The organism is Marivivens niveibacter, assembly GCF_002150005.2.
In the GTDB taxonomy this organism is placed as follows: domain Bacteria; phylum Pseudomonadota; class Alphaproteobacteria; order Rhodobacterales; family Rhodobacteraceae; genus Marivivens; species Marivivens niveibacter.
The window spans coordinates 17,738-43,517 of record NZ_MSPP01000002.1 but is presented as its reverse complement, the minus strand read 5'-3'; the positions used below and the strand labels follow the sequence as shown (position 1 = coordinate 43,517).

At 53.9% G+C, this 25,780-nt stretch carries 37 protein-coding genes and 1 pseudogene; 36 read left to right on the top strand and 2 right to left on the bottom strand.

Annotated elements, in window-relative coordinates; genetic code table 11:
- Positions 1-55: 55 nt before the first annotated feature.
- The 8 genes from rplB (at position 56) to BVC71_RS06010 (ending at position 4,460) form a co-directional block, all read left to right on the top strand.
- The gene (gene rplB / locus BVC71_RS06045) at positions 56-898 is read left to right on the top strand and encodes a 50S ribosomal protein L2 (RefSeq protein WP_086450769.1); all 843 of its coding nucleotides are present in this window, start codon (positions 56-58) and stop codon (positions 896-898) included.
- A 3-nt stretch (positions 899-901) separates the two neighbouring features.
- A complete protein-coding gene (gene rpsS, locus BVC71_RS06040) occupies positions 902-1,180 on the top strand; it encodes a 30S ribosomal protein S19 (RefSeq protein ID WP_086450768.1) in 279 nt (92 codons plus the stop codon).
- A gap of 3 nt (positions 1,181-1,183) precedes the next feature.
- Complete coding sequence (rplV, locus tag BVC71_RS06035) at positions 1,184-1,564, top strand: 50S ribosomal protein L22 (protein WP_086450767.1); 381 nt, start codon at positions 1,184-1,186, stop codon at positions 1,562-1,564.
- Complete coding sequence (gene rpsC, locus BVC71_RS06030) at positions 1,564-2,274, top strand: 30S ribosomal protein S3 (RefSeq protein WP_086450766.1); 711 nt, start codon at positions 1,564-1,566, stop codon at positions 2,272-2,274. Before rplV ends, rpsC begins: the two co-directional genes overlap by 1 nt.
- Positions 2,275-2,288: 14 nt before the next feature.
- The gene (gene rplP, locus BVC71_RS06025; protein ID WP_086450765.1) at positions 2,289-2,702 is read left to right on the top strand and encodes a 50S ribosomal protein L16; all 414 of its coding nucleotides are present in this window, start codon (positions 2,289-2,291) and stop codon (positions 2,700-2,702) included.
- A gap of 105 nt (positions 2,703-2,807) precedes the next feature.
- Positions 2,808-3,290, top strand: a complete 483-nt coding sequence (locus BVC71_RS06020) for a hypothetical protein (RefSeq protein ID WP_086450764.1) — start codon at positions 2,808-2,810, stop codon at positions 3,288-3,290.
- 73 nt (positions 3,291-3,363) lie between these two features.
- Positions 3,364-4,122, top strand: coding sequence for an ion transporter (locus BVC71_RS06015; protein ID WP_086450763.1), 759 nt, complete (start codon positions 3,364-3,366; stop codon positions 4,120-4,122).
- Between the two features lie 20 nt (positions 4,123-4,142).
- On the top strand, positions 4,143-4,460 hold the full coding sequence (locus tag BVC71_RS06010) for a GIY-YIG nuclease family protein (RefSeq protein WP_086450762.1): 318 nt from the start codon (positions 4,143-4,145) through the stop codon (positions 4,458-4,460).
- Here BVC71_RS06010 and BVC71_RS06005 read toward each other — a convergent pair.
- Positions 4,445-5,065, bottom strand: coding sequence for a TIGR02466 family protein (locus BVC71_RS06005; protein ID WP_086450761.1), 621 nt, complete (start codon positions 5,063-5,065; stop codon positions 4,445-4,447). The genes BVC71_RS06010 and BVC71_RS06005 overlap by 16 nt on opposite strands.
- Before the next feature lie 251 nt (positions 5,066-5,316).
- Between BVC71_RS06005 and rpmC the strand changes: the two genes are divergently transcribed.
- From rpmC to BVC71_RS05865, 28 genes and pseudogenes are all read left to right on the top strand, one after another.
- On the top strand, positions 5,317-5,514 hold the full coding sequence (rpmC, locus tag BVC71_RS06000; protein WP_086451238.1) for a 50S ribosomal protein L29: 198 nt from the start codon (positions 5,317-5,319) through the stop codon (positions 5,512-5,514).
- A 4-nt stretch (positions 5,515-5,518) separates the two neighbouring features.
- Positions 5,519-5,749: a 30S ribosomal protein S17 gene (rpsQ, locus tag BVC71_RS05995; protein WP_086450760.1), complete on the top strand. Its 231-nt coding sequence runs from the start codon at positions 5,519-5,521 to the stop codon at positions 5,747-5,749.
- Between the two features lie 78 nt (positions 5,750-5,827).
- Positions 5,828-6,196, top strand: coding sequence for a 50S ribosomal protein L14 (gene rplN, locus BVC71_RS05990; protein WP_067550492.1), 369 nt, complete (start codon positions 5,828-5,830; stop codon positions 6,194-6,196).
- Entirely contained in the window at positions 6,196-6,501 is a 306-nt protein-coding gene (rplX, locus tag BVC71_RS05985) for a 50S ribosomal protein L24 (RefSeq protein WP_086450759.1), read from the top strand. The genes rplN and rplX overlap by 1 nt, the downstream gene beginning before the upstream one ends.
- Positions 6,501-7,064, top strand: a complete 564-nt coding sequence (gene rplE / locus BVC71_RS05980; protein WP_086450758.1) for a 50S ribosomal protein L5 — start codon at positions 6,501-6,503, stop codon at positions 7,062-7,064. Before rplX ends, rplE begins: the two co-directional genes overlap by 1 nt.
- A gap of 19 nt (positions 7,065-7,083) precedes the next feature.
- Complete coding sequence (gene rpsN / locus BVC71_RS05975; protein ID WP_086450757.1) at positions 7,084-7,389, top strand: 30S ribosomal protein S14; 306 nt, start codon at positions 7,084-7,086, stop codon at positions 7,387-7,389.
- Positions 7,390-7,402: 13 nt separating this feature from the next.
- A complete protein-coding gene (gene rpsH, locus BVC71_RS05970) occupies positions 7,403-7,795 on the top strand; it encodes a 30S ribosomal protein S8 (protein WP_086450756.1) in 393 nt (130 codons plus the stop codon).
- Positions 7,796-7,805: 10 nt separating this feature from the next.
- Positions 7,806-8,339, top strand: a complete 534-nt coding sequence (gene rplF / locus BVC71_RS05965; protein WP_086450755.1) for a 50S ribosomal protein L6 — start codon at positions 7,806-7,808, stop codon at positions 8,337-8,339.
- 11 nt (positions 8,340-8,350) lie between these two features.
- On the top strand, positions 8,351-8,710 hold the full coding sequence (rplR, locus tag BVC71_RS05960; protein WP_086450754.1) for a 50S ribosomal protein L18: 360 nt from the start codon (positions 8,351-8,353) through the stop codon (positions 8,708-8,710).
- A 12-nt stretch (positions 8,711-8,722) separates the two neighbouring features.
- Positions 8,723-9,280 (top strand): 30S ribosomal protein S5, encoded by a 558-nt coding sequence (gene rpsE, locus BVC71_RS05955; protein ID WP_086450753.1) that lies wholly within the window; start codon positions 8,723-8,725, stop codon positions 9,278-9,280.
- Between the two features lie 12 nt (positions 9,281-9,292).
- Positions 9,293-9,481, top strand: a complete 189-nt coding sequence (gene rpmD, locus BVC71_RS05950; RefSeq protein WP_086450752.1) for a 50S ribosomal protein L30 — start codon at positions 9,293-9,295, stop codon at positions 9,479-9,481.
- A gap of 238 nt (positions 9,482-9,719) precedes the next feature.
- Positions 9,720-9,935, top strand: a complete 216-nt coding sequence (locus tag BVC71_RS05945) for a DUF1127 domain-containing protein (protein ID WP_086450751.1) — start codon at positions 9,720-9,722, stop codon at positions 9,933-9,935.
- A 187-nt stretch (positions 9,936-10,122) separates the two neighbouring features.
- Complete coding sequence (gene rplO / locus BVC71_RS05940) at positions 10,123-10,587, top strand: 50S ribosomal protein L15 (RefSeq protein WP_086450750.1); 465 nt, start codon at positions 10,123-10,125, stop codon at positions 10,585-10,587.
- A 105-nt stretch (positions 10,588-10,692) separates the two neighbouring features.
- On the top strand, positions 10,693-12,054 hold the full coding sequence (gene secY, locus BVC71_RS05935; RefSeq protein WP_240516797.1) for a preprotein translocase subunit SecY: 1,362 nt from the start codon (positions 10,693-10,695) through the stop codon (positions 12,052-12,054).
- Positions 12,051-12,626 carry an adenylate kinase gene (locus BVC71_RS05930; RefSeq protein WP_086450749.1) on the top strand — a complete coding sequence of 192 codons (576 nt, stop codon included), beginning with the start codon at positions 12,051-12,053 and terminating at the stop codon, positions 12,624-12,626. Before secY ends, BVC71_RS05930 begins: the two co-directional genes overlap by 4 nt.
- A gap of 245 nt (positions 12,627-12,871) precedes the next feature.
- Positions 12,872-13,240 carry a 30S ribosomal protein S13 gene (gene rpsM, locus BVC71_RS05925; protein ID WP_086450748.1) on the top strand — a complete coding sequence of 123 codons (369 nt, stop codon included), beginning with the start codon at positions 12,872-12,874 and terminating at the stop codon, positions 13,238-13,240.
- A 15-nt stretch (positions 13,241-13,255) separates the two neighbouring features.
- Positions 13,256-13,648 (top strand): 30S ribosomal protein S11, encoded by a 393-nt coding sequence (rpsK, locus tag BVC71_RS05920; RefSeq protein WP_086450747.1) that lies wholly within the window; start codon positions 13,256-13,258, stop codon positions 13,646-13,648.
- Positions 13,649-13,759: 111 nt separating this feature from the next.
- Positions 13,760-14,776 (top strand): DNA-directed RNA polymerase subunit alpha, encoded by a 1,017-nt coding sequence (locus tag BVC71_RS05915; protein ID WP_165767734.1) that lies wholly within the window; start codon positions 13,760-13,762, stop codon positions 14,774-14,776.
- 120 nt (positions 14,777-14,896) lie between these two features.
- Positions 14,897-15,325 (top strand): 50S ribosomal protein L17, encoded by a 429-nt coding sequence (gene rplQ / locus BVC71_RS05910; protein ID WP_086450745.1) that lies wholly within the window; start codon positions 14,897-14,899, stop codon positions 15,323-15,325.
- 166 nt (positions 15,326-15,491) lie between these two features.
- Complete coding sequence (locus BVC71_RS05905) at positions 15,492-16,082, top strand: acyl-homoserine-lactone synthase (RefSeq protein WP_086450744.1); 591 nt, start codon at positions 15,492-15,494, stop codon at positions 16,080-16,082.
- A 38-nt stretch (positions 16,083-16,120) separates the two neighbouring features.
- Positions 16,121-17,437 (top strand): replication-associated recombination protein A, encoded by a 1,317-nt coding sequence (locus tag BVC71_RS05900; RefSeq protein WP_086450743.1) that lies wholly within the window; start codon positions 16,121-16,123, stop codon positions 17,435-17,437.
- A gap of 31 nt (positions 17,438-17,468) precedes the next feature.
- The gene (gene crcB / locus BVC71_RS05895; RefSeq protein ID WP_086450742.1) at positions 17,469-17,846 is read left to right on the top strand and encodes a fluoride efflux transporter CrcB; all 378 of its coding nucleotides are present in this window, start codon (positions 17,469-17,471) and stop codon (positions 17,844-17,846) included.
- Positions 17,843-18,904: an RluA family pseudouridine synthase gene (locus BVC71_RS05890; protein WP_086450741.1), complete on the top strand. Its 1,062-nt coding sequence runs from the start codon at positions 17,843-17,845 to the stop codon at positions 18,902-18,904. The genes crcB and BVC71_RS05890 overlap by 4 nt, the downstream gene beginning before the upstream one ends.
- A gap of 12 nt (positions 18,905-18,916) precedes the next feature.
- Positions 18,917-19,630 (top strand): ATP12 family chaperone protein, encoded by a 714-nt coding sequence (locus BVC71_RS05885; protein ID WP_086450740.1) that lies wholly within the window; start codon positions 18,917-18,919, stop codon positions 19,628-19,630.
- A gap of 212 nt (positions 19,631-19,842) precedes the next feature.
- Positions 19,843-20,862 carry an amino acid ABC transporter substrate-binding protein gene (locus BVC71_RS05880; protein WP_086450739.1) on the top strand — a complete coding sequence of 340 codons (1,020 nt, stop codon included), beginning with the start codon at positions 19,843-19,845 and terminating at the stop codon, positions 20,860-20,862.
- Between the two features lie 126 nt (positions 20,863-20,988).
- Positions 20,989-22,266 (top strand): amino acid ABC transporter permease, encoded by a 1,278-nt coding sequence (locus BVC71_RS05875; RefSeq protein WP_086450738.1) that lies wholly within the window; start codon positions 20,989-20,991, stop codon positions 22,264-22,266.
- Between the two features lie 1,207 nt (positions 22,267-23,473).
- Positions 23,474-24,130, top strand: a pseudogene (locus BVC71_RS15545) (amino acid ABC transporter permease); the annotation flags it as partial.
- Between the two features lie 10 nt (positions 24,131-24,140).
- Positions 24,141-24,932 carry an amino acid ABC transporter ATP-binding protein gene (locus tag BVC71_RS05865; protein ID WP_086451236.1) on the top strand — a complete coding sequence of 264 codons (792 nt, stop codon included), beginning with the start codon at positions 24,141-24,143 and terminating at the stop codon, positions 24,930-24,932.
- A gap of 54 nt (positions 24,933-24,986) precedes the next feature.
- On the opposite strand, the gene BVC71_RS05860 is transcribed toward BVC71_RS05865, so the two are convergent.
- Positions 24,987-25,757, bottom strand: coding sequence for a DeoR/GlpR family DNA-binding transcription regulator (locus BVC71_RS05860; RefSeq protein WP_086450736.1), 771 nt, complete (start codon positions 25,755-25,757; stop codon positions 24,987-24,989).
- Positions 25,758-25,780: the final 23 nt, after the last annotated feature.

Below are 25,780 nucleotides of genomic sequence, written 5' to 3'. Positions count from 1 at the left end.
CGGGGCCCTATAACGCAGGGATTTACCTCCCTCAAAGCTACGGAAGACAGAGAACATGGCACTCAAGTCGTATAAACCGACGACGCCAGGCCAGCGTGGACTGGTACTGATCGACCGTTCGGAGCTTTGGAAAGGTCGCCCAGTTAAAGCCCTGACCGAGGGTCTGACTGGTAACGGCGGCCGGAACAACACCGGACGGATTACTGCACGTCGTCGTGGTGGTGGTGTAAAGCGCCTCTACCGTATTGTTGATTTCAAACGTAACAAATTTGACGTCAGCGCAACTGTTGTTCGCATCGAATACGACCCTAACCGGACCGCATTCATCGCCCTGATCCAATACGAAGACGGCGAGCAGGCTTATATCCTGGCTCCTCAGCGTCTGGCTGTTGGCGACAAGGTGATCGCGTCCGCTAAGGCAGACATCAAACCTGGTAACGCAATGCCGTTCTCGGGCATGCCTATCGGTACGATCGTACACAACATCGAAATGAAGCCTGGCAAAGGCGGTCAGATCGCTCGTGCTGCTGGCACCTACGCACAGTTCGTAGGTCGTGACGGCGGCTACGCCCAGATCCGTCTGTCGTCCGGCGAACTGCGTCTGGTACGTCAGGAATGCATCGCAACCGTTGGTGCGGTTTCGAACCCTGACAACTCGAACCAGAACTTTGGTAAAGCTGGCCGTATGCGCCACAAAGGTATTCGCCCATCCGTTCGTGGTGTTGCGATGAACCCGATCGACCACCCACACGGTGGTGGTGAAGGCCGTACCTCCGGTGGTCGTCACCCAGTGACTCCATGGGGTAAGCCAACCAAAGGTGCCCGTACCCGCAACAAGAAAAAAGCGTCGTCGAACCTTATCCTGCGTTCGCGTCACGCTAAGAAGAAAGGGCGCTAAGATATGTCTCGCTCTGTATGGAAAGGCCCATTCGTTGATGCTTATGTGCTTAAAAAAGCCGAAGCAGCTCGTGAAGGTGGCCGCAACGAAGTGATCAAAATCTGGTCGCGTCGTTCGACAATCCTGCCTCAGTTCGTTGGTCTGACGTTCGGCGTCTACAACGGTCAGAAGCACATCCCAGTTAACGTCACTGAAGACATGATCGGTCAGAAGTTTGGTGAATATGCGCCAACTCGTACCTATTACGGTCACGCAGCTGACAAAAAAGCGAAGCGGAAGTAAGTCATGGGCAAGGCACAAAATCCCCGCCGCGTGGCAGACAACGAAGCAATGGCAAAACTGCGCATGCTTCGCACCAGCCCGCAGAAACTGAACTTGGTTGCAGCGATGATCCGCGGCAAGAAGGTAGACAAGGCTCTGTCCGATCTGACCTTCTCGAAAAAGCGTATCGCAGTTGACGTGAAGAAATGCCTTCAGTCGGCAATCGCTAACGCTGAGAACAACCACAACCTAGACGTTGATGAACTGGTTGTTGCCGAAGCATACGTCGGTAAGAACCTGACCATGAAACGCGGTCGCCCTCGTGCACGTGGTCGTTTCGGTCGTATCATCAAGCCGTTTTCGGAGCTCACCATCAAGGTGCGTCAGATTGAGGAGCAAGCCTAATGGGTAACAAAGTAAATCCCGTCGGTATGCGTCTTCAGGTCAACCGCACCTGGGACAGCCGCTGGTACGCAGACACCAAAGACTACGGTGACCTTCTGCTTGAAGACCTGAAAATCAAGGACTTCATCAAGAAAGAAGCCAAGCAAGCCGGTATCGCTCGTGTTATCATCGAGCGTCCACACAAGAAATGCCGCGTAACTATCCACGCTGCACGTCCTGGTGTGATCATCGGTAAAAAAGGTGCTGACATCGAAGTTCTGCGCAAGAAACTGTCGAACCTGACCGACAGCGAACTGCACCTGAACATCGTAGAAGTACGCAAGCCTGAACTGGACGCTCAGCTGGTTGGTGAATCCATCGGTCAGCAGCTGGAACGCCGTGTGTCGTTCCGTCGCGCAATGAAGCGTGCTGTTCAGAACGCAATGCGTATGGGCGCTCAAGGTATCCGTGTTAACGTAGCTGGCCGTCTGGGCGGCGCGGAAATCGCACGTACCGAATGGTACCGCGAAGGTCGCGTTCCTCTGCACACCCTGCGCGCTGACATCGACTATGCTCTGTACGAAGCGATGACCCCATATGGTATCATCGGTATCAAGGTCTGGATCTTCAAAGGCGAGATCATGGAGCATGACCCATCGGCACGTGAACGCCGTCAGGCAGAGCTGCAAGACGCACCCGCACCACGCGGTGGCGATCGCCGCGGCCGCTAAGGGAGTAAAGTAAGATGCTTCAACCAAAGCGTACAAAATTCCGCAAAATGCACAAAGGCCGTATCCACGGTCAAGCAAAAGGCGGTAGCGACCTGAACTTTGGCACCTATGGCCTGAAAGCTGTAGAACCTGAGCGTATCACGGCTCGTCAGATCGAGGCAGCACGCCGCGCGATGACCCGCCACATGAAACGTCAGGGCCGTGTATGGATCCGTATTTTCCCTGACCTGCCTGTAACTGCGAAACCAATCGAAGTTCGTATGGGTAAAGGTAAAGGTTCTGTGGACCGTTGGACCTGTAAGGTTAAACCAGGCCGCGTCATGTTCGAAATCGACGGTGTAAACGAAGATATCGCACGTGAAGCCCTGCGTCTGGCTGCTATGAAGCTGCCAGTTAAAACCCGCACAGTGGTTCGCGAAGACTGGTAATCCCAGCCTTTTAGAAAATTCGAAAACCCCCGTGGCTCGCGCTGCGGGGGTTTTTCTTTGGTCCGGCTGCGCTATCGTTTCGGTATAGATTTAGGAATTTAGGTTGTGGCTTTTTCGTTTGAGCATACAGAACGCAAGTGGCGTTCTGGGGTGGCGGCACTGTTGCTGGGCGCGTTGCTGATGGTGTTTGGTTACTCGGTACGTTTGGAGCGTGCGGACGACCGATGCTTGTCTGGGGCCCATGAAGATTACGCGACCTACAGTGCTTGCCGTACTGCCGTCGAGAATACGTGGTTCCGCAGTCAGGATCGTGAACAACAATTGTCAGCCTCCACCTATGTGTGGTTGCGCATTAGCTATGCCGAGGCATTGGCCTATCGAAACGAATTCGGCTTGGCGGAAGCGATGTTTGTGTCAGCGTTGGACCGTTTGTCCACATCGGGGCAATCTGATGATAGCCCACGTGTGTTGGTGCCGTCCGACGACCTTACAAAGATCATGAATATATTCCAAACCTACGACCCATCATCCGTGGAGGGCATGGCGTCGCTTGCTGCCCTCGCTCAGTTCGATCCTGCATCGCCTTGAAAGTGCGCTGGCCAACTTGCGGATTGGGTGTCGAGGCAACATATAGGCACCATTGATGACGAGGGACATTTTCATGCGCCAAAGAATTTCTGACCTGCTGGATTTACAGATCACCCGCAATTTCATCATGGGGGTCATCCTGTTTAACGCTGTCGTTTTGGGGTTTGAGACGTCTGATCGGATTATGGCGTCGGCTGGTGGCGTGATTACAGCGCTGGATAATCTGTGCCTCACGATATTTGTCGTGGAACTGGCGCTGAAAATGTACGCTCAAGGCGGGCGGTTTTTCCGTGATGGTTGGAACCTGTTCGATTTCGCGATCGTTGGGATTTCGCTGTCCCCAGCGGGGGCAGGTCTATCGGTCCTGCGGGCGCTGCGGATTTTGCGTTTGCTGCGTGTCGTGTCGACCGTGCCATCGCTGCGCCGCGTGGTCGAAGCATTCATTATGGCGCTACCTGGGATGGGATCGGTATTCCTTCTGACAGGGATCATCTTTTACATCGGCGGCGTGATCGCGACAAAGCTATATGGCGATACATTCCCCGAATGGTTCGGTAGCCTTGGCGCGTCGCTGTATTCGCTGTTTCAGGTCATGACGCTGGAAAGCTGGTCGATGGGGATCGTCCGCCCTGTGATGGAGGTGCATCCGACATCGTGGCTGTTCTTTATCCCGTTCATCCTGATCACAGCCTTTGCGGTGATGAACCTTGTCGTGGGTTTGATCGTCAGCACGATGCAAGACGCCCACGCCGAAGAAGAAAACGCCGCGACAGATACCTATCGCGACGATGTTTTGGCACGGCTAGAACGGATCGAACAACGGCTGAAGTAATCACGGTTGGAAGTGAGAAGATGTTTGGAAAAAAGTTTGCTTACGTTGTTTATCGTCTCACTTTCCCAAATGGCAAAATCTACATCGGCAAGGATGTGGGAAGTGATGGGCACACTATTAGATACTTTGGTAGTTGGGATTATAAGCGGGTCGAAGCTGATTTTACTAAAGCGCAGTTGAGTGATTTCTCTATTCGGCGGGAGATCGTTTTTGAGAGCCTTGATAAGAGCGAGGTTTCAAAAAAAGAAATGGAATTGATCGTAGCCGAAAAAGCTAATGACCCGAAGTTCGGCTACAATCGTCACCCTAAATTAAAACAGCCTTACTCCCACTTGTAGTTAAAGCTAACCGAGACGCGGTCGTATTCGGATGTGTTAGCGGGCACTTCGTGGCGTAGCCAGCTTTCCCACAGTAGAACGTCGCCAATTTCGGGTTTGCAGTAGATAAACGCCTTTAGCTCTTTGCGGCAGTCTTTGACGCGGGGCGGGGCGGCCATCATCATCGCGTGGCGCGGGTCCTCTAGTTTCAGGGCAGAGGTCCCGTCGGGCATCGACACATAGGTGGTGCCAGAGATGACCGAATGCGGGTGGATGTGCGATCCGTGGTTTCCGCCTTCGGGCAGGATGTTGATCCACAGGTCTTCTAGCACCAGATTGCGGCCGTCCAGATTGAATTCCAGATCCTTGGCAAAGGCCGCGACGTGTTTGTCCAGCGCCTCTTTGACGGCAGCGAAAATGGGCGAACGCCATGGCAGATCGGTTAGCGACGCATAGGACGTGTAGCCCGGATAACCGTTTTCTTCGCACCACTCCATGCCGGCATCGTCGTCTTCCATGATGGCATAGCAGTTGTCGTGCAGCTCTTCGGCGTCGATGGTTTCGCCGAATTCATTCAATTTGCCCTGATACAGGCGGGTGACAAACAATGTGTCGATTGCGGCCATGGTTGGCTCCTGCAGAAAATTCTTGATCCCAGATCTGATCCCCGTTTAGCATACCTGTATCCGAAGGCACCCCAAGTTTTATTGGGAATTGCCGCCTTTTCCCTTGCCCCAACATAGTCAGTCACGTATACGGCGGCATCTCACGATTCCCGTCCGCGGGATTCGTGTGTTTTGATATTCGCCCACCAGGCACAGGGTAACCCGCATTTAAACATGAGCAGGGCCCTCTGGTGAAAGGAAAGGAAAAGGCTATGAACGCCAACGAACTTCGCGAGAAGACCCCGGAACAGCTTCGGGAAGACCTGACCGCCCTGAAAAAAGAGCAGTTCAACCTGCGCTTTCAGCAGGCAACTGGTCAGCTGGAAAACACTGCACGTATGCGCATTGTAAAGCGTGATGCTGCTCGTGTTTTGACCATCCTAAACGAAAAAGCTGCTTCGGAGGCCTAATCAGATGCCTAAGCGTATTCTTCAGGGTGTTGTCACCTCGAACCAGAACGAACAAACCGTAACCGTACTGGTCGAGCGTCGCTTCAAGCACCCTCTGCTGCAAAAAACCGTTCGTAAGTCGAAAAAATATCGCGCTCACGACGAGGCAAACCAATTCAACGTAGGTGACACTGTCCGCATTCAGGAATGTGCACCTAAGTCGAAGACCAAACGCTGGGAAGTGATCACTGCCTAATGGTAGTGTTCCCAGTTTAATCGAAACCCTGGGGATCAGGACGATACTGCAAGTCCCCCCAAAGGTCGGGAGTAACCCATGATCCAGATGCAGACTAACCTGGATGTTGCTGATAACTCTGGCGCTCGCCGTGTTCAGTGCATCAAGGTTCTCGGCGGTTCGCACCGTCGTTACGCGTCGGTAGGTGACATCATCGTTGTATCGGTGAAAGAAGCCATTCCGCGCGGCCGTGTGAAAAAAGGCGACGTCCGTAAGGCCGTTGTTGTTCGCACCGCTAAAGAAGTACGTCGTGAAGACGGCACCGCAATTCGTTTTGACCGCAACGCTGCTGTTATCCTGAATAACAACGGCGAGCCTGTAGGTACTCGTATCTTTGGCCCAGTGGTTCGCGAACTGCGCGCTAAGAACTTCATGAAAATCATCTCGCTTGCTCCGGAGGTGCTGTAATGGCTGCGAAACTCCGTAAAGGTGACACCGTCATCGTGCTGGCTGGCAAAGACAAAGGCAAAACCGGTGAAATCACTTCGGTTGACCCTGCTGCTGGCAAAGCAATCGTTGATGGCGTGAACGTCGCTATCCGCCACACCCGCCAGAGCCAAAACAGCCAAGGTGGCCGCCTGCCAAAGGCAATGCCAATCCAGCTGTCGAACCTGGCGATCGTAGACGCAAACGGCAAAGCATCGCGCGTTGGCTTCCGTGAGGAAGACGGCAAAAAAGTGCGTTTTGCAAAAACCACAGGGGACGCAATCTAATGTTGGATACTGCAAACTACTCCCCGCGTCTGAAGGACCTGTACAAGTCGACTATCCGCGCTGCCATGAAGGAAGAGTTCGGATACAAAAACGACATGCAGATCCCTCGTCTGGATAAAATCGTTCTGAACATCGGCTGTGGTGCTGAAGCTGTCCGTGACAGCAAGAAAGCAAAATCCGCAGTTGAGGATCTGACTGCGATTGCAGGCCAAAAAGCTGTCACCACGAAAGCAAAGAAATCCATCGCTGGTTTCCGCGTTCGTGAAGACATGCCAATGGGCGCAAAAGTCACTCTTCGTGGCGACCGCATGTACGAATTCCTGGATCGTCTGATCACCATCGCAATGCCTCGTATCCGCGACTTCCGCGGCGTTCCTGGCACTTCGTTTGATGGTCGTGGCAACTACGCCACCGGTCTGAAGGAACACATCGTATTCCCAGAAATCAACTTTGATAAAGTTGATGAAGTTTGGGGTATGGACATCGTCATCGCGACCACCGCTAACACCGACGCTGAAGCAAAAGCGCTGTTGAAGCACTTCAACATGCCTTTCAACAGCTAAGCGCGGGAGAGAGAGAATTATGGCTAAAAAATCCATGATCGAACGCGAGAAAAAGCGTGAGCGTCTGGTAGCGAAATACGCTGCGAAACGCGCTGAGCTGAAAGAAATCGCGAACGACGAATCGAAATCGATGGAAGAGCGCTTCAAGGCTCGCCTGAAGCTGGCTGAACTGCCACGCAACAGCTCGCCCACTCGTCTTCACAACCGCTGCCAGCTGACCGGCCGTCCTCACGCTTACTACCGTAAGCTAAAGGTAAGCCGTATCGCACTGCGCGAACTAGGTTCGAACGGTGAGATTCCTGGTCTGGTTAAGTCCAGCTGGTAAGGAGGGTTAGATAATGAATGATCCTATTGGTGATATGCTGACCCGTATCCGCAACGCTCAAATGCGTGGTAAGTCGACCGTGTCGACCCCAGCATCCAAGCTGCGCGCGTGGGTTCTAGATGTACTGGCTGACGAAGGTTACATCCGTGGCTATGAAAAAGGCTCGGATGAACGTGGTCACCCAACCATCGAAATCGAACTGAAATACTACGAAGGCACTCCTGTCATTCGCGAACTGAAGCGGGTTTCGAAACCTGGTCGTCGCGTATACATGGGTGTTCAGGACATCCCTTCGGTCCGTCAGGGCCTGGGTGTGTCGATTGTCTCCACACCTAAGGGTGTGATGTCGGACGCAAACGCTCGCAGCCAGAATGTTGGCGGCGAAGTGCTTTGCACCGTCTTCTAAGGAGGGTCTGATGTCTCGTATTGGTAAAAAACCGGTCGAGCTGCCCAGCGGCGTTACTGCCACTGTGTCGGGTCAGACCATCGAAGTTAAGGGCCCTAAAGGCGCTCGTTCCTTCACCGCGACCGACGACGTGACCATTGCTGTTGAAGAAAACGCTGTAAAAGTGACCCCTCGCGGCACTTCGAAGCGCGCTCGCCAACAGTGGGGCATGTCCCGTTCGATGGTAGAAAACCTAGTAATCGGTGTGACCGAAGGCTTCAAAAAAGAGCTGGAAATCACCGGTGTGGGTTACCGCGCAAACATGCAGGGCAACACCCTGAAGCTTGCTCTGGGTTACTCGCATGACGTTGACTTCGAAGTACCGGCTGGCGTTACCGTCACCGCTCCGAAGCAAACCGAAATCGTTGTGGAAGGCACTGACCAACAGTTGGTTGGCCAAGTTGCTGCTAACATCCGTGAATGGCGTAAGCCTGAGCCGTACAAAGGCAAAGGTATTCGCTACAAGGGTGAGTACATCTTCCGCAAAGAAGGTAAGAAGAAGTAAGGATAGCGAAAATGGCAAAAAGCAAACGGGAACTGTTCCTAAAGCGCCGCCTGCGCGTCCGGAACAAACTTCGCAAAGTGAACGCTGGCCGCGTACGTCTGTCGGTTCATCGTTCGAGCAAAAACATCAGCGTCCAGCTGATCGACGACATCCAGGGCACCACCCTGGCTGCGGCTTCGACCTTGGAAAAGGATCTGGGCTTCGTCGGAAAGAACAACATCGAAGCCGCAACCAAAGTTGGTCAGGTTATCGCAGAGCGCGCGAAAGCAGCTGGCGTATCCGAAGCTTACTTCGACCGCGGTGGTTTCTTGTTCCACGGCAAAGTGAAGGCTCTGGCCGACGCTGCGCGTGAAGCTGGCCTGAAGATCTAAGGAGACGAGAGAATGGCAGAACGTGAAAAGCGCCGGGATCGCCGCGAACGCGACGAAGCTCCGGAATTCGCCGATCGTCTTGTAGCGATCAACCGTGTTTCGAAAACTGTTAAGGGTGGTAAGCGTTTTGGCTTTGCTGCTCTGGTAGTTGTCGGTGACCAGAAAGGCCGCGTAGGCTTTGGTAAAGGTAAAGCTAAGGAAGTCCCTGAGGCGATCCGTAAAGCAACCGAACAAGCCAAACGCCAAATGATCCGCGTTCCTCTGCGTGACGGTCGTACCCTGCACCACGATATCGAGGGCCGTCACGGCGCTGGTAAAGTGGTCATGCGCACCGCACCTGAAGGTACTGGTATCATTGCTGGTGGTCCTATGCGTGCTGTTTTCGAAATGTTGGGCGTTAAAGACGTTGTTTCGAAATCGATCGGTTCGCAGAACCCATACAACATGATCCGCGCAACCCTGGACGGCCTGAAAAAAGAAGGCTCGCCTCGTTCGGTTGCAGCACGTCGCGGCAAAAAAGTTGCTGACATCCTGCGTAAGGATGAACAAGCAGCCGAAGCTGAAGCGTAAGGAGACTGTACAATGGCAAAAACCATCGTGGTCAAACAGATCGGTTCCCCGATCCGTCGTCCTGCTAAACAGCGCGCAACGCTGGTTGGCCTGGGCCTGAACAAAATGCACAAAACCCGCGAACTGGAAGATACTCCTTCGGTACGTGGCATGGTCGAAAGCATCCCGCACCTCGTTGAGATCATCGAAGAGCGCGGCTAATTCGCCAAAGCATATGAATTAGAAAGGCCCTGCCATTTGGTGGGGCCTTTTTACGTTTGGAGTGGGTGCAGATTCGCGTTTTTGCTGCGGCGCAGCGTTATGCAGAAAATGCATATCGGGCAGATAAAACTGGAAATTGTTAGCGCAATCTTTTGGGCCTAAATAGGGATCAGGAAGAGGAATTAGAACAACTCCTGCTGAGGCAACTCGGCCTCACATCGCAAAAGGAATACACACCATGGCAACCATGACCACCAACACCGTCCGCGCTTTCAACTTTGGTGCAGCAGTTCGCAACACCTTCGCATCGATCGCTGATGCACGTGCGCGTCGCGCAAAATACGTAGAATGCGTAACCGAACTGAACAGCATGACCGATCGTGAACTGGCAGACATCGGTATCGCACGTTCGATGATCACTGCAGTTGCTCGTGAAGCGTCGCTGCAAGCGTAATCGCAGCCCAAAAGACCTGACAAGGCCCTGGCGTTTGCTGGGGCTTTTGTGTTTGTAGCTATTGCTTGCATTCATTGGGGCGGGGGACTATACGCGCCCAGTGGCCCGCAGTGGGTCAAGAATCATTTAACACGCCGTGTTTGGCCCACCGGTCGCTTGGGGGTCAGTTCCGGCAAGGAGAAGCGACATGAAACTGAACGAACTTCGCGATAACCCAGGTGCAGCCAAAAAACGCATGCGTGTTGGCCGTGGTCCAGGTTCCGGCAAAGGTAAAATGGGTGGCCGTGGTATCAAAGGTCAGAAATCCCGCTCGGGTGTAGCGATCAAAGGCTACGAAGGCGGTCAGATGCCATTGTATCAGCGTCTTCCTAAGCGCGGTTTCAACAAACCAAACGCCAAAGAATACGCGATCATCAACCTTGGCCTGATCCAGAAGTTCATCGATCTGGGCAAACTGGACGCAGCGAACATCACCGAAGACACTTTGGTCGAATCGGGTGTTATCCGCCGCAAACTGGACGGTATCCGCGTTCTGGCCAAAGGCGAACTGACTGCAGCAGTAACCATCACTGTTACCGGCGCTTCCAAAGGCGCTGTCGAAGCAGTTGAGAAAGCTGGCGGCAAACTGAACGTCGCAGCTGCGGCGGAATAAGGGTTGTGAGCGGGCCTTTGGCCCCTTACTTATCCAATTGATTTCCTTACGCCGCCGTTCGGGACACCGAAGGGCGGCGTTATTCGTTAAAAGAGACACCGCAAAATGGCTTCAGCAGCAGAGCAAATGGCGGCAAACCTCAACTGGTCGACCATCGGGAAGGCCAAAGAGCTACGCCAGCGCATTTTCTACACCATCGGGCTTTTGATTGTTTACCGTCTGGGTACCTATATCCCAGTTCCAGGTATCGACGTCGAAGCGCTATCGAATTTCTTTGCATCCCAGAACACCGGTATCGGTGGCATGCTGGCGATGTTCACTGGCGGCGCGCTTAGCCGTATGGGCATCTTTGCCTTAGGTATCATGCCTTATATTTCGGCTTCGATTATCGTTCAGCTGATGGGTTCGATGTACGAACCTTGGAAACAGCTGAAAAAAGAAGGCGAAAAAGGCCGTCAGAAACTGACGCAATACACCCGTTATGGCACCGTTGTTCTGGCGCTGTTCCAAGCCTACGGTCTGGCTGTATCGCTGGAATCGGGCGATATGGCACATGATCCGGGTCTGTTCTTCCGTATCTCGACCATGATCACCATTCTGGGTGGCACCATGTTCCTGCTGTGGTTGGGTGAACAGATCACCAGCCGCGGTATTGGCAACGGTATTTCGCTGATTATCTTTGTCGGTATCGTCGCAGAACTGCCTGCTGCCGCTGCGCAATTCCTGACGACTGCACAGCAGACATCGAACTGGATGCTGGTTGTTGGCGTTGCTGTAATGCTGGCTGCGGTTCTGGCATTCGTTGTATTCATGGAGCGTTCGCTACGTAAGATCCACATTCAGTACCCGCGCCAACAGCGCGGCATGAAAGTGTACGACGGTGGGTCGTCGCACCTGCCTATCAAAGTGAACCCAGCTGGTGTGATTCCTGCGATTTTTGCCTCGGCTTTGCTGCTTTTGCCGACCACAATCGCAACCTTCACCGAACAAACGTCGAATGCGGCGCTTAGCTGGATCTTGGCTTACTTTGGACCAGGCCAGCCACTGTACCTGCTGTTCTTCACAGCGATGATCGTGTTCTTCACCTACTTCTACACCAAAGAAGTTGCGTTCAAGACCGAAGACGTTGCTGAAAACCTGAAGAACCAGAATGGTTTCGTTCCTGGCATCCGTCCGGGCAAACGTACCGCCGAATATCTGGACTACGTGGTCACCCGCGTGTTGGTTCTGGGTTCGGGTTACCTTGCGCTAGTTTGTCTCATGCCAGAGATTATTCGTAGCTTTTCCGGCTTCACTTTCTATTTTGGCGGCACATCGGTGTTGATCATCGTGTCGGTGGGGATGGACACCATCCAGCAGATCCAATCGCATTTGCTTGCGCACCAATACGAAGGACTCATCGAAAAATCGCAACTGCGTGGTAAACGTGGTGCAAAGAAACGGAATAGGGGACCGGCTCGTCGATGAATATTATTCTGCTTGGACCGCCAGGTGCGGGTAAGGGAACGCAGGCCAAACGGCTTGTGGAGGAGAGAAACATGGTGCAGCTGTCCACTGGTGACATGCTGCGCGAAGCACGCACAAGCGGCACCGAGATGGGCAAAAAGGTTGCAGCCGTCATGGACGCAGGCAACCTTGTCACGGACGAGATCGTTATCGGTCTGATCCGCGAAAAGCTGGAGCAAGGCGCAGAGGGTGGATTCATCTTTGATGGCTTCCCACGTACTTTGGCTCAGGCAGATGCCTTGGGTGAACTGCTAGCAGAAATGAACCAAACGCTGGACGCCGTTATCGAACTACAAGTCGATGACGAAGTTCTGGTGGGCCGTATTGTTGGTCGCGCAGCCGAAGCTGCTGCTGCTGGTCAGCCAGTACGCGCTGACGACAACGAGGACGCGCTGCGCGTGCGTCTGACTGCCTACTATAAACAGACCAGCCCGCTGATCGGCTACTACCATGCCAAAGGCGAACTGAAATCTGTGGATGGTTTGGCATCTATGGATGACGTTGCAAAAAGCATCGCAGACATATTGGGCTAATCGCCTGAATGGGCATTACGGTAAGGCCCGCGACATCAAACGCGGGCCTTTATCGTTCTGGGGGTTGACCATTCGGAAAACCGCCAATACACAGCCCCATCCCTGTTGGGGAATCATCCGTGGTTATGGGTCGCTCCCAGACATCACGATCACCTCATTAACGCGGCCCGCTGGTTTCTGCCTTCGGGCCTCCGTTGTGAAAAAAGGTTCCGGTATTACGGAACCGCAACGAAAGGAACGCTATCGTGGCACGTATCGCCGGCGTAAACCTCCCGACTGGTAAGCGGGTTGTTATCGCACTTACATACATTACCGGTATTGGTTCGCACACTGCACAGCAGGTTTGCGAAGCAAACAACATCGATCTTACTCGCCGTGTAAACGAACTGTCGGACGCAGAAGTCTTGGCGATTCGTGAATACATCGACGCGAACATCACCGTCGAAGGTGACCTGCGCCGCGAGACCCAGATGAACATCAAACGTCTGATGGATCTGGGCTGCTACCGTGGTCTGCGCCACCGTCGTAACCTTCCTGTACGCGGTCAGCGTACTCACACCAACGCTCGTACCCGCAAAGGCCCTGCAAAGGCCATCGCTGGTAAGAAGAAGTAAGGGAGGGCATAGACAATGGCTCGTGATACCCGTCGTGGTGGTAAGAAAAAAGTTTCCAAGAACATCGCATCTGGCGTTGCTCACGTAAACTCCACCTTCAACAACACCAAAATCCTGATCTCTGACGTACAGGGCAACGCGATTTCTTGGTCGTCCGCTGGCACCATGGGTTTCCGCGGTTCGCGTAAATCGACCCCATACGCTGCTCAGATGGCTGCAGAAGACGCAGGCAAAAAAGCGCAGGAACACGGTGTTAAGACGCTAGAAGTCGAAGTACAGGGCCCAGGTTCGGGTCGTGAATCGGCTCTGCGCGCTCTGGCTGCTGCAGGTTTCAACATCACCTCGATCCGTGATGTGACCCCTCTGGCACACAACGGCTGCCGCCCACCAAAGCGCCGCCGCGTATAATCAAGATTTTCCCGCTGGGGCTGTGGTTTTTTCCACGGCCCCAGTCCGTCATTTGAAACCTCGGGCGTTTGCCTTTTTGGACATGGAAGGCAGACAAGTATGGAGGGACGCATGATCCACAAGAACTGGGCCGAATTGATCAAGCCTACCCAGCTTGACGTGAAACCGGGCATTGACCCACAGCGTCAGGCAACTGTCGTCGCAGAACCTCTGGAGCGTGGCTTTGGCCTGACTCTGGGTAACGCTCTGCGCCGCATTCTGCTGTCGTCGTTGCAAGGTGCAGCAATTACCGCTGTTCACATTGACAACGTCCTGCACGAATTCTCGTCCGTCTCTGGCGTTCGCGAAGATGTCACCGACATCGTTCTGAACCTCAAAGGCGTTGCCATCCGCATGGAAGTCGAAGGTCCAAAGCGTCTTTCGGTTCAGGCCAAAGGCCCTGGTGTTGTTACCGCTGGTGACATCTCGGAATCGGCTGGCATCGAAGTGCTGAACAAAGATCACGTGATCTGTCACCTGGATGATGGCGCTGATCTGTACATGGAACTGACCGTTAACACCGGTAAGGGCTATGTCTCGGCAGACAAAAACAAACCAGAAGATGCGCCAATCGGCCTGATCTCGATCGATGCGATCTATTCGCCGGTCAAGAAAGTGTCGTACGACGTACAGCCGACCCGTGAAGGTCAGGTTCTGGACTACGACAAACTGACCATGAAAGTCGAAACCGACGGTTCGATTACCCCTGAGGACGCTGTTGCATACGCTGCACGCATCCTGCAGGATCAGCTGTCGATCTTCGTCAACTTCGACGAGCCAGAAGCAGCTTCGGCTGGTGCTGACGACGATGGTCTAGAGTTCAACCCACTTCTGTTGAAGAAAGTGGACGAACTGGAATTGTCCGTACGTTCGGCAAACTGCCTGAAGAACGACAACATCGTTTACATCGGCGATCTGATCCAGAAAACCGAAGCAGAGATGCTGCGTACGCCAAACTTTGGCCGCAAGTCGCTGAACGAGATCAAAGAAGTGCTGTCCGGCATGGGGCTGCACCTTGGCATGGATGTCGAGGACTGGCCACCAGACAACATCGAAGATCTGGCAAAGAAATTCGAAGACCAGTTCTAAGGTTTTCGTACGACGGGGCGGGCAATACCGCCCCGTTACTACTCGGGCAATCCCGCCCCAAGGAGAGTGGCCAACACGCATAGGCCACCGGACAAAGCATAAAACGCTAGGAGAATTAAAATGCGTCACGCTCGCGGATACCGCCGTCTGAATCGTACTCACGAACACCGTAAGGCCCTGTTTGCTAACATGGCTGGTTCGTTGATCGAACACGAACAAATCAAAACCACCTTGCCTAAAGCAAAAGAACTGAAGCGCGTCATGGACAAGCTGATCACTTTGGGCAAACGTGGTGACCTGCACGCACGTCGTCAGGCAGTTGCTCAGCTGAAGCAAGACCAGCACGTTGCGAAACTGTTCGAAGTGCTTGGCCCACGCTACGCAGAACGTCAGGGTGGTTACACTCGCGTTCTGAAAGCTGGCTTCCGTTACGGTGACATGGCGCCAATGGCGATCATCGAACTGGTTGACCGCGATGTTGACGCAAAAGGCGCAGCAGACCGCGCACGTCTGGAAGCTGAAGAAGCTCTGGCAGACGCCGAAGAATAAGACCTCATTTCAGGTTTGAATGTGAACCCCGTTGGCAGTGCCAGCGGGGTTTTTGTTTGTCTAATTTGCAAAAACTTAATGAAAATTATTCTTATTAGGGATTTGTAAACTACTCCAGTCGCACAACTTATGCGGGATAAATTGATGGGCCAAACTGGAGGGCCAGATGCACAGCACCGTACTTTCCTTTGCGAATATGCATAACCATGGTGAATTATTTGCTAACGTCCTGCGGGCGCGTCGCGATTCATTTATTGTAAAGCGCGCATGGGATTTGCCCGAAACCATGGGGATGGAATACGACCAATATGATACGCCAGCATCGCGTTGGGTTGCGGTTCACGATGATACAGGGCGGGTTTTGGCGGGCGCGCGCCTGACGCCTACGACTGCGCAGTGTGGGATCTACAGCTATATGGTGCGCGATGCCCAGCGTGGGGTGTTAGATACCATTCCTCAGGATTTGCTATATGAAACAGCGCCTGTCGATCCTGGTATTTGGGAAGTCACGCGGGGCTTTATTGGCCATGATATCCCCAATAGCATCCGCCTACGTGTGCGGCTTTTGTTGACGGGGCAAATTGTCAAAGCGGGTCGTGAATTGAACGCACGCAAAATGGTGGCCTTACTGCCCGCAAACTGGAGCCGTTGGTCAAAACGGGCCAAGCTAGACATCAGTCCTGCGGGACGTGTTATGGATATGGGCGGCATCGAATATCAAGCCGTTTGGTTCGATTTGGCGGACAAACTGCACTGACGCTTTTCAAATGTTCGGGCTGGGCGTAGGTTGCGCCCATGCCCGATCTTTTTGACACCGATACGCCAACCGAAACGACAGCACCGCGCCCACTTGCGGATCGTTTGCGCCCGCAAAGTTTGGCACAGGTGATAGGCCAAAGTCATATATTAGGGGACGAAGGTCCATTAGGCGTCATGCTGGCGTCTGGGTCGTTGTCGTCGCTGATTCTATGGGGCCCGCCAGGGGTTGGAAAGACGACTATCGCGCGTCTGCTGGCCCATGAAACTGATTTGTACTTTGAACAGATCAGCGCGATTTTTACAGGTGTTCCTGATCTGCGCAAAGTATTCGATGCCGCGAAATTGAGGCGTCAAAACGGACGCGGCACACTGTTGTTTGTCGATGAAATCCATCGTTTCAATAAAGCGCAACAGGACAGTTTTCTGCCCCACATGGAAGACGGCACGATCGTGTTGGTCGGCGCGACCACCGAAAATCCTTCGTTCGAATTGAACGCAGCGATAATGTCGCGTGCGCAGGTGTTGGTTCTGGAACGGCTCACCATTGAAGAGCTGGAAAAATTGGCGCTACGTGCCGAAACCGAAATGGGGCGAACGTTAAACCTGACGGATCAGGCGCGCCGAGCGTTGGTCGAAATGGCCGACGGGGATGGGCGGACTCTTTTGAACCTGATTGAACAGGTTTTGGCGTGGAAAACGGGCGCGCCTTTGGATGTCGATGCATTAACAAAACGGTTGATGCGCCGCGCTGCGAAATACGACAAATCCGGCGAAGAACACTATAACCTTATATCCGCATTGCATAAATCTGTTCGCGGATCTGACCCTGATGCGGCGCTGTATTGGTATTCGCGTATGCTAGAGGGCGGAGAGGATCCCCGTTACCTCGCCCGTCGACTACTACGCATGGCGGTCGAAGATATCGCACTCGCTGATCCGCAAGCGCAGTCGATTTGCCTGCACGCGTGGGAAACATATGAACGTCTGGGCAGCCCCGAAGGCGAATTGGCGCTCGCGCAAGCGGTGATTTATCTGGCGCTCGCACCCAAAACCAATGCGGGCTATGTGGCGTATAAAGCCGCGCGGAATGCCGCCCGCCAGTCGGGCAGTGAACCACCCCCCAAACATATCCTAAACGCGCCGACATCGATGATGAAAGATCAGGGGTATGGCGCTGGCTATGCCTATGACCATGACGCCGAAGACGGATTTTCAGGGCAAAACTATTTCCCTGACACGATGCAGCGACCCACGTTTTACAAACCGGTTGATCGCGGGTTCGAACGGGATTTGAAAAAACGGACCGAATATTTCGCGGGCCTACGCGCGAAACGAAATGCGAGCCAGAATTGACTCTTTAGCCTCAAACCGCCAAGGAGCGCAGATGATTTCGAATGTATTGATGGTGGCAGTTGGCGGCGCGGTCGGCGCATCCATGCGGTATCTGACAAACGTGGGCGCGGGGCGCCTATTTGGGTTGGGGTTTCCGGCCGGTACCGTGATCGTCAATATATTAGGTTCGTTCTTGATGGGGCTGTTGGTGATTGTGCTGGCTGAAAAAGGCGGCACCCGATACGCACCACTGATTATGACGGGCTTTTTGGGTGGGTTTACGACGTTTTCGGCGTTTTCGCTGGATACCATCACCCTGTACGAACGCGGAGAGATCGTGACAGCCGCTATCTATGTGGCGGGCACGGTCATCATAGGAATTGCGGCATTGGTCGCGGGAATGGCCATAGGCCGATTGGTATTACAATGAGCGGTGTTCAAACTGTAACCGTGACAGAAGACGACGCAGAGCAGCGGGTTGACCGTTGGCTGCGCAAACAATTTCCGATGCTGACCCAAGGGCGCATCGAAAAGATGTGCCGTAAGGGCGAATTGCGTGTGGACGGCGGGCGGGTCAAACCGAACAGCCGTTTGGAAGCTGGGCAAAAGGTGCGCATCCCGCCGCTGGGCGATGCTGCCGTGAAACCTGCGCCAAAGGTAAACCGCAAACTGACGCGCAATGATGTGCAGATGATCCAAAACGCGGTCATCTGGAAAGACGAACATATTATTGCGCTGAACAAGCCGTCTGGCCTACCATCGCAGGGCGGATCAGGGCAGGGGGATCGCCATGTCGATGCCCTGTCCGAGGCGTTGATGTTTGGCTACAAAGACAAGCCCAAACTGGTGCACCGTCTGGACAAAGACACCTCTGGCCTGTTGCTGCTGGCGCGGACTGACCGTATTGCCCGCCGTCTGTCCGAAGCCTTGCGCCACCGTAACGTCCGCAAAGTGTATTGGGCCGCCGTCGCTGGCGTTCCGCACCCTCGAGCTGGCACGATCAAATATGGCCTGATGAAGGCCCCCGGTCGCGGCCGCGGCGGCGAAGGCGAAAAAATGGTCTGCGTGCACCCCGCGCGTTTGGATGAATTCGAAGGCGCAAAGCGCGCCCATACCGAATTTGTGACTCTATCGGCGCTGGCAAACCGCATGGCTTGGGTTGCGATGACGCCAATTACGGGCCGCACCCACCAGTTGCGCGCGCACATCGCCGAACTTGGCCACCCCATTCTGGGCGACGGGAAATACGGCGGATCGGGCACGGAAAACATGGGTGACGGTTGGGGCGCGGGCGTTGGTGGTGATGGCATCAGCCGTCGTTTGCATTTGCACGCGCGAATGCTGTCGTTCGAACATCCCATCACCAAAAAAATCATCACGCTAGAGGCTCCGCTGCCCGATCACATGCAAAACACATGGGATTTCGTCGGTTGGGACCCAAAAGACGCGCCGATCGATCCGTTCGATCCTGATGCTGAAGATTACTGATAAGAGACTGATATGAGCGCTTGGACTGCAAAACGTTTCTGGAAAGAAGCGTCGATCGCCAAAGATGAAAACGGATTCCGCATTGAATTGGATGGACGTCCCGTTCGCACGCCTGCCAAAACGCTGGTCGTTGTTCCAACGCGCACCATGGCAGCCGAGATTGCGGCGGAATGGGACGCACAGGTTGAACAAATCAACCCCGAATCTATGCCAGTAACGCGCAGCGCAAACGCCGCGTTGGACAAGGTCGCGACCCAATTTGACGAAGTGGCTGCGATGCTTTCTGCCTACGGTGGCAGCGATCTGCTATGTTATCGTGCAGATCACCCCGATGCCCTAATTGAACGGCAGGCAAAAAGCTGGGACCCTTTGCTGGACTGGTTGGACGAAACGTTTGGTGTTCGTCTGGCGCTTCAGGCGGGCGTAATGCCAGTCGCGCAGGACGAAAAAGGGCAAGAAGTTCTGCATGATCGCGTGCGACAGCTCACACCGTTTGAAATGGCGGCTTTTCACGATTTAGTGTCGCTTTCAGGCTCTTTGGTAATCGCTTTGGCTGTAATCGAGGGCCGAATTTCCCCAGAAGATGGGTGGGATTTGTCGCGCATTGATGAACGCTGGCAAGAAGAACAGTGGGGCGAAGACGACGAAGCAACCGCCCTTGCGACCCGTAAAAAAGGCGAGTTCCTGACGGCGGCAAAAATCTGGCAGCACCTTCAAAGCGCTTAGCGTTGGTTTATTGTCCTGCGATCCTAATAAAATGCGGGAAAAACGACCACGCAAAAATGCAAAAGTAATTTTGCTCACCTCTTGACCAATTGCTCAGAATACGACCAATCTAAGGGTAGCACGGCCGCGGGTGACTGCGGCTGAGCCAAAACCGCTAATCCAAAGCGATAAAAATTCCGACCGATGTGTCGGAGACTCAGGAAGAGGTAAAAATGAAAAAATCCGTATTTCTCGGCGCGCTGACCGTTGCTGGTCTGGCTGCTGCTGGTGCATCGGCAGCGACGCTGGACGATGTGAAAGCACGCGGTTCGTTGAACTGTGGCGTGTCGTCCGGTCTGACCGGCTTCTCGCAGCCTGACGCGAACGGCGTTTGGCAAGGTTTCGACGTTGCAGTTTGCCGCGCTCTGGCTGCTGCTGTTCTGGGCGATCCAACCGCTGTTGAATTTGTACCACTGACCACTCAGGTACGTTTCACCGCGCTGGCGTCGGGCGAAATCGACATTCTGGCACGTAACACCACCTGGACCTTCTCGCGTGACACCGACCTGAAACTGGATTTCATCGGCGTTAACTACTACGACGGTCAAGGCTTCATGGTTCCAAAAGAACTGGGCGTGACTTCGGCAAAAGATCTGGACGGCGCGACCGTTTGTATCCAAACCGGCACCACCACCGAGCTGAACCTGGCGGACTTCTTCCGCACCAACAACATCAGCTACGAGCCGATCCCAATCGAAACCAACGCAGAAGCACAGCAGCAGTACCTGGCTGGCGCTTGTGACGTTTTCACCACCGACGCATCGGGCCTGGCATCGACCCGCGCATCGTTTGAAAACCCAAGCGATCACGTGATTCTGCCTGAAATCATCTCCAAAGAGCCTCTGGGCCCTGCAGTACGCCACGGCGACAACGACTGGGCAGACATTGCTCGTTGGACCCTGAACGCACTGATCGCAGCAGAAGAGCTGGGCGTAACTTCGGCAAACGTTGCTGAACTGGGCGCTGCTCCTACTTCGAACCCAGAAGTTAACCGTCTGCTGGGCACCGAAGGTGAACTGGGCGCAATGATCGGTCTGGACGCTGACTGGGCTGCTCGTGCGATTGCTGCTGGTGGCAACTACGGCGAACTGTTCGAGAAAAACATCGGTGTGAACACCCCAATCGGTCTGGCACGCGGTCTGAACGCACAGTGGACCGAAGGCGGCCTGATCTACGCACCACCTTTCCGCTAAGTTTCACAACTCTAAAAGGGCGCGGTCTTTCCGCGCCCTTTTTCCAATTATCGCAGCCCTACAATTTCGATAACCAACAGCTGGATAACCGGCGACTAATCGGTTTGTAGGAGCCGGGGAGACATCATGACCATTTCCACCGACCCGCCGACCCAAGGGTTTCGGCTCAGTCAGCTTATCTATGATACGCGTTATCGGTCCTACACCATTCAGGTTATCGCAGCGATTTTGATCGTTCTGGGCCTGTCTTGGTTGGCCTCAAACACGGTCGAAAACCTAACCGCACTGGGCAAATCCTTTAGCTTGGATTTCCTAGGTAAACGGTCTGGGTACGATATTAACCAAAGACTTATTGAATACGATTCCAACTCGACCCACGGACGTGCGGCGCTGGTTGGTATCCTGAACACTTTGCTGGTCGCCGTATTAGGCTGTGTGACCGCATTGATCTTAGGCGTTTTTTTTGGCGTCTTGCGATTGTCGAATAACTGGATCGTGTCGCGTTTGGCATCGGTCTACGTCGAAGGTTTCCGTAACGTGCCGTTGCTGCTGTGGATCATCGCAATTTTCGCTGTGATGACAGAAGCAACGCCATCGCCACGCGATTTCCGCGGCGACGATCCGGCGGCGTCTATGCTGCTTGGTGATACCGTGGCTGTTACAAACCGCGGTACATACGTCCCTGAACCACTATTTGCGAACGGTTTGGGTGATGTGGCCGTGAATCCGCCAGGTGTGTTTTCGGACCTGTATTTTGAAATCAGCCTTGACCTAGTTGTCATCGTTCTGACCCTGATCGCCAGCTTTTTGGTCGTGAAACTGGTAAATGGTCGGGCAGCACGGATACAGAATGCTACAGGTGATCGCCCGAACACGTTCTGGACAAACCTAGCTATCATCGTCGTGCCAACTGGATTGTTGCTATGGGTGCTAGGTTTCTATCTGGGCTATCCAGAGCTGAAGGGCTTTAATTTCCAAGGTGGCACACACATTCGTAACTCGTTGCTTGCGCTGTGGCTGTCGCTGTCGCTGTACACCGGTGCGTTTATCGCGGAAATCGTGCGCGGCGGCATTCAGTCCGTGTCCAAAGGTCAAAGCGAAGCGGCCTTTGCATTGGGCCTGCGTGCTAACCGCACGATGAGCCTGATCATTCTGCCGCAAGCGATGCGCGTGATTATTCCACCACTGATTTCGCAGTTCCTGAACCTTGCCAAAAACTCGTCGCTGGCGATTGCAATTGGTTACATGGACGTGCGTTCGACACTGGGCGGCATCACCGTGAACCAAACAGGCCGCGAGCTTGAGGGTATTTTGCTGGTTGGTATTTTCTACCTACTGCTCAGCCTGATCATCTCGACCGGTATGAACTGGTTCAATAACCGCGTTAAGCTGAAGGAGCGCTAAGATGTCTGATACACATGCGCAAACCGTCCGCTACGTGCGTGACACAATGATTGATCCTTCGGCTCCGCCTGTTTCAGAAACGGGTGTGGTCAAATGGATGCGTGAAAACCTGTTTTCGGGCTGGTTGAATACCGTGCTGACACTGATCGCGCTGTACGTAATCTACACCGTGTTGGCGGGCGTTCTGCCTTGGCTGTGGAATTCCGTTTGGAACACAGGTTCGTTGAGCGAGTGCCGCGAAGCGCTGATGGTAACCATCGGCGGAGGGTCACATGACGGCGCCTGTTTTGCGGTTATTTCCGACCGTTGGACACAGCTGATGTTTGGGTTCTATCCACCCGAACTGTACTGGCGCCCGATTCTAGCGTTCATCCTGATGTTCGTTGCATTGGCGCCGATCCTTTTTGCAGACAAAGTCCCAGCAAAATTGATGATCTTCACTGCGGCTTATCCGTTCTTGGCGACCTGGTTGCTGTGGGGCGGATCGTTCTGGCTGCCGTTGTTGGTGATTGGCGGTTTTGTTGTAGCTGTTGTTGCCTATCGCGTCGTGGCGTCTATTGGCGGAACATTCGCGGTGATCGCAGCTGTTTTGGCTGCTGTGCTATGGTGGTTCTTTGCCATGCCGGCGATCAATGGCGGTCTGCATAAACTGGTTGCGTCGACCCGTATGGAAGCGACACTGGCTGAACAGCAAGAAGTGTTGGTTGTAACGCCAGATATGATTGCTGCCGCAGAAGCAGCACAGGCTGCGCAATCTGATCTGATTGCGGAATTGGTTGCGACCAAAGATGCCTTTGTCGCGACTGCGGAAGCCGCCCGTGACGCTGGCCAAGAACCAGACGATGCAACCATCGCAGGGTTCGAAGCCGTGATGGAAGAACTGTACGTCGAACGTGAAATCCATCAGGCCTATAGCCGCGAAATCTTTGCTTTGCAGCAACAGGTCTCAACGGCGAATGGTCTGATTGCGTCGATTGAAGGTCTGCCAACATGGGAAGCTGAACTGCCTGCCGCAACTGCCGCTCTGAAAGAGATGCAGGATAACCTTCCTTCGGAACTCAAGGGTCTGATTTCGCCGAACCAAGCGCCAGAAGGCACTTCGTCGGCTGACATCGCAGCCTTGCAGGCAGCATTGGATGCTGAATCATCCTTGGCCGCGTTGAAACGCAACATTGATGGCGCATACGAACGCATCGGTCTTGTGGGGCTAGAGCCTGTGACCAGCCGTGAATTCGGTGGTTTCATGCTGGCGCTGATCATCGGTATCGCAGGAATCGTGATTTCCTTGCCGCTGGGCATTTTGCTGGCGCTGGGTCGTCAGGCAAACCTGCCGATCGTCAAAGGTTTCTCGGTTGTCTTTATCGAGGTGATCCGCGGCGTGCCGTTGATCGTGTGGTTGTTCACCGCATCTTTGCTGCTGAACTACTTCCTGCCTCCGGGCACCAACTTTGACCTTGTCCTACGCGTTGTGATCATGGTCACGCTGTTCTCTGCCGCATACATCGCCGAGGTGATCCGCGGTGGTCTTGCAGCGTTGCCAAAAGGCCAATACGAGGCCGCAGATGCATTGGGTCTGGATTACTGGAAATCCATGCGCCTGATCATCCTGCCTCAAGCCCTAAAGATTTCGATCCCGGGTATCGTGAACACCTTCATCGGCCTGTTCAAAGATACCACGCTGGTCGGCATCATTGGCCTGTTGGACCCGCTGAACCTGTCGAATTCGATCCGTGCATCGACCGACTGGAACGGCGTTTACTATGAACTCTTCGTCTTTATCGGTCTGCTGTTCTTCGTATCTTGCTACAGCATGGGCCGCTACTCGCTCTGGTTGGAGAAAAAACTCCAACGTGGACACCGCTAAGGAGACTGACATGTCTGAACTTGCAACTGAACGTACAATCGATCGCAGCGCCATGACTGTCTCTGACGAGGTGGCGATCCAGATCACGAATATGAACAAATGGTATGGCCAGTTTCACGTCCTTCGGGATGTGAACCTGACCGTCAACCGTGGCGAACGTATCGTTATCTGTGGCCCATCGGGTTCGGGTAAATCGACCCTGATCCGCTGCATCAACCGCCTAGAGGAACATCAGGCGGGCAGCATCATCGTGGATGGGACCGAACTGTCGTCGGACCTGAAAAACATCGATAAAATCCGGTCCGAGGTTGGCATGTGTTTCCAGCACTTCAACCTGTTCCCGCACCTGACCATTCTGGAAAACTGCACGCTGGCGCCGATCTGGGTTCGTAAGGTCCCCAAAAAAGAAGCCGAGGAAACAGCGATGCATTTCTTGGAAAAGGTGAAGATCCCTGATCAGGCCCACAAATACCCAGGCCAGCTTTCGGGTGGTCAGCAGCAGCGTGTTGCTATCGCGCGTTCGCTGTGCATGAAACCACGCATCATGCTGTTCGACGAACCAACATCGGCTCTGGACCCAGAGATGATCAAAGAGGTTCTTGATACCATGATCGAACTGGCCGAAGAAGGCATGACCATGCTGTGCGTGACGCACGAAATGGGCTTTGCTCAGGCTGTTGCGAACCGCGTGATTTTCATGGACCAAGGTCAGATCATCGAACAGAACGAACCGACCGAGTTCTTTAACAACCCTCAGTCGGAACGCACCAAACTGTTCTTGAGCCAGATTTTGGGTCACTAACTGATAGGTTAGAAATTATATGGGCCGCCTGACGTTGTGTCGGGCGGCCCTTTTTTATTCGGTTGGTTCGCAAATGATTACGGCGGTGTTCCATTCGTCGCAGCGCTGCATCAGTTCATCGTTCAGCGGCCTATCCGTGTAGATCGCATCGACCATTTCCAACGTGCCAATGCGGGCGGGGGCGGATCGTTGAAATTTGGTATGGTCTGCGACCAGTATCACTTTACGCGCACGATTGATGATTGTTTGACTGACACCCACTTCGTCCACATCGAAATCCATGATGTCACCATCGGCGTCGACGGCTGAACATCCGATCACCGCGATGTCGAATTTAAACTGCCGGATGGTTTCCGTGGTCAGCGTGCCTACCAATCCGCCATCCGTGCGCCGCAACCGTCCACCGGCGACAATGACCTGACAGGTTTCATTCGCAACCAGTGTCGTGGCGACGTTCATATTGTTAGTGACGACCATTAGGTTGCGATGTGATTTGAGCTCGGCCGCGACAGCTTCGGTCGTTGTTCCAATATTCAGGAATAGCGAACAGTCTTCGGGAATATCATGCGCGCATTTGCGGGCGATATCGACCTTGCTGGCTTGGTTCAGCGTGCGGCGGTCTTCGTAGCCGATGTTGTTGATGCCTGATGGCAATACCGCACCGCCATGCACGCGATCCAATTTGCCCGAATCCGCCAATTCCGTCAGATCCCGTCTGATCGTTTGTAAAGTTACGCCAAAATGGGCCGCCAGTCCTTCTACGGTGACTTTGCCTTCACGGCGGGCGATATCAATAATTTCGGATGCACGAAAAGACTGAACCATGTTTTCCCCCACGTAACGCGCGA

Coding starts and splice junctions, on each gene's coding strand:
- rplB (WP_086450769.1), top strand. CDS start 56: ATGGCACTCAAGTCGTATAAACCGACGACGCCAGGCCAGCGTGGACTG.
- rpsS (WP_086450768.1), top strand. CDS start 902: ATGTCTCGCTCTGTATGGAAAGGCCCATTCGTTGATGCTTATGTGCTT.
- rplV (WP_086450767.1), top strand. CDS start 1,184: ATGGGCAAGGCACAAAATCCCCGCCGCGTGGCAGACAACGAAGCAATG.
- rpsC (WP_086450766.1), top strand. CDS start 1,564: ATGGGTAACAAAGTAAATCCCGTCGGTATGCGTCTTCAGGTCAACCGC.
- rplP (WP_086450765.1), top strand. CDS start 2,289: ATGCTTCAACCAAAGCGTACAAAATTCCGCAAAATGCACAAAGGCCGT.
- BVC71_RS06015 (WP_086450763.1), top strand. CDS start 3,364: ATGCGCCAAAGAATTTCTGACCTGCTGGATTTACAGATCACCCGCAAT.
- BVC71_RS06010 (WP_086450762.1), top strand. CDS start 4,143: ATGTTTGGAAAAAAGTTTGCTTACGTTGTTTATCGTCTCACTTTCCCA.
- BVC71_RS06005 (WP_086450761.1), bottom strand. CDS start 5,065: ATGGCCGCAATCGACACATTGTTTGTCACCCGCCTGTATCAGGGCAAA.
- rpmC (WP_086451238.1), top strand. CDS start 5,317: ATGAACGCCAACGAACTTCGCGAGAAGACCCCGGAACAGCTTCGGGAA.
- rpsQ (WP_086450760.1), top strand. CDS start 5,519: ATGCCTAAGCGTATTCTTCAGGGTGTTGTCACCTCGAACCAGAACGAA.
- rplN (WP_067550492.1), top strand. CDS start 5,828: ATGATCCAGATGCAGACTAACCTGGATGTTGCTGATAACTCTGGCGCT.
- rplX (WP_086450759.1), top strand. CDS start 6,196: ATGGCTGCGAAACTCCGTAAAGGTGACACCGTCATCGTGCTGGCTGGC.
- rplE (WP_086450758.1), top strand. CDS start 6,501: ATGTTGGATACTGCAAACTACTCCCCGCGTCTGAAGGACCTGTACAAG.
- rpsN (WP_086450757.1), top strand. CDS start 7,084: ATGGCTAAAAAATCCATGATCGAACGCGAGAAAAAGCGTGAGCGTCTG.
- rpsH (WP_086450756.1), top strand. CDS start 7,403: ATGAATGATCCTATTGGTGATATGCTGACCCGTATCCGCAACGCTCAA.
- rplF (WP_086450755.1), top strand. CDS start 7,806: ATGTCTCGTATTGGTAAAAAACCGGTCGAGCTGCCCAGCGGCGTTACT.
- rplR (WP_086450754.1), top strand. CDS start 8,351: ATGGCAAAAAGCAAACGGGAACTGTTCCTAAAGCGCCGCCTGCGCGTC.
- rpsE (WP_086450753.1), top strand. CDS start 8,723: ATGGCAGAACGTGAAAAGCGCCGGGATCGCCGCGAACGCGACGAAGCT.
- rpmD (WP_086450752.1), top strand. CDS start 9,293: ATGGCAAAAACCATCGTGGTCAAACAGATCGGTTCCCCGATCCGTCGT.
- BVC71_RS05945 (WP_086450751.1), top strand. CDS start 9,720: ATGGCAACCATGACCACCAACACCGTCCGCGCTTTCAACTTTGGTGCA.
- rplO (WP_086450750.1), top strand. CDS start 10,123: ATGAAACTGAACGAACTTCGCGATAACCCAGGTGCAGCCAAAAAACGC.
- secY (WP_240516797.1), top strand. CDS start 10,693: ATGGCTTCAGCAGCAGAGCAAATGGCGGCAAACCTCAACTGGTCGACC.
- BVC71_RS05930 (WP_086450749.1), top strand. CDS start 12,051: ATGAATATTATTCTGCTTGGACCGCCAGGTGCGGGTAAGGGAACGCAG.
- rpsK (WP_086450747.1), top strand. CDS start 13,256: ATGGCTCGTGATACCCGTCGTGGTGGTAAGAAAAAAGTTTCCAAGAAC.
- BVC71_RS05915 (WP_165767734.1), top strand. CDS start 13,760: ATGATCCACAAGAACTGGGCCGAATTGATCAAGCCTACCCAGCTTGAC.
- rplQ (WP_086450745.1), top strand. CDS start 14,897: ATGCGTCACGCTCGCGGATACCGCCGTCTGAATCGTACTCACGAACAC.
- BVC71_RS05905 (WP_086450744.1), top strand. CDS start 15,492: ATGCACAGCACCGTACTTTCCTTTGCGAATATGCATAACCATGGTGAA.
- BVC71_RS05900 (WP_086450743.1), top strand. CDS start 16,121: ATGCCCGATCTTTTTGACACCGATACGCCAACCGAAACGACAGCACCG.
- crcB (WP_086450742.1), top strand. CDS start 17,469: ATGATTTCGAATGTATTGATGGTGGCAGTTGGCGGCGCGGTCGGCGCA.
- BVC71_RS05890 (WP_086450741.1), top strand. CDS start 17,843: ATGAGCGGTGTTCAAACTGTAACCGTGACAGAAGACGACGCAGAGCAG.
- BVC71_RS05885 (WP_086450740.1), top strand. CDS start 18,917: ATGAGCGCTTGGACTGCAAAACGTTTCTGGAAAGAAGCGTCGATCGCC.
- BVC71_RS05880 (WP_086450739.1), top strand. CDS start 19,843: ATGAAAAAATCCGTATTTCTCGGCGCGCTGACCGTTGCTGGTCTGGCT.
- BVC71_RS05875 (WP_086450738.1), top strand. CDS start 20,989: ATGACCATTTCCACCGACCCGCCGACCCAAGGGTTTCGGCTCAGTCAG.
- BVC71_RS05865 (WP_086451236.1), top strand. CDS start 24,141: ATGTCTGAACTTGCAACTGAACGTACAATCGATCGCAGCGCCATGACT.
- BVC71_RS05860 (WP_086450736.1), bottom strand. CDS start 25,757: ATGGTTCAGTCTTTTCGTGCATCCGAAATTATTGATATCGCCCGCCGT.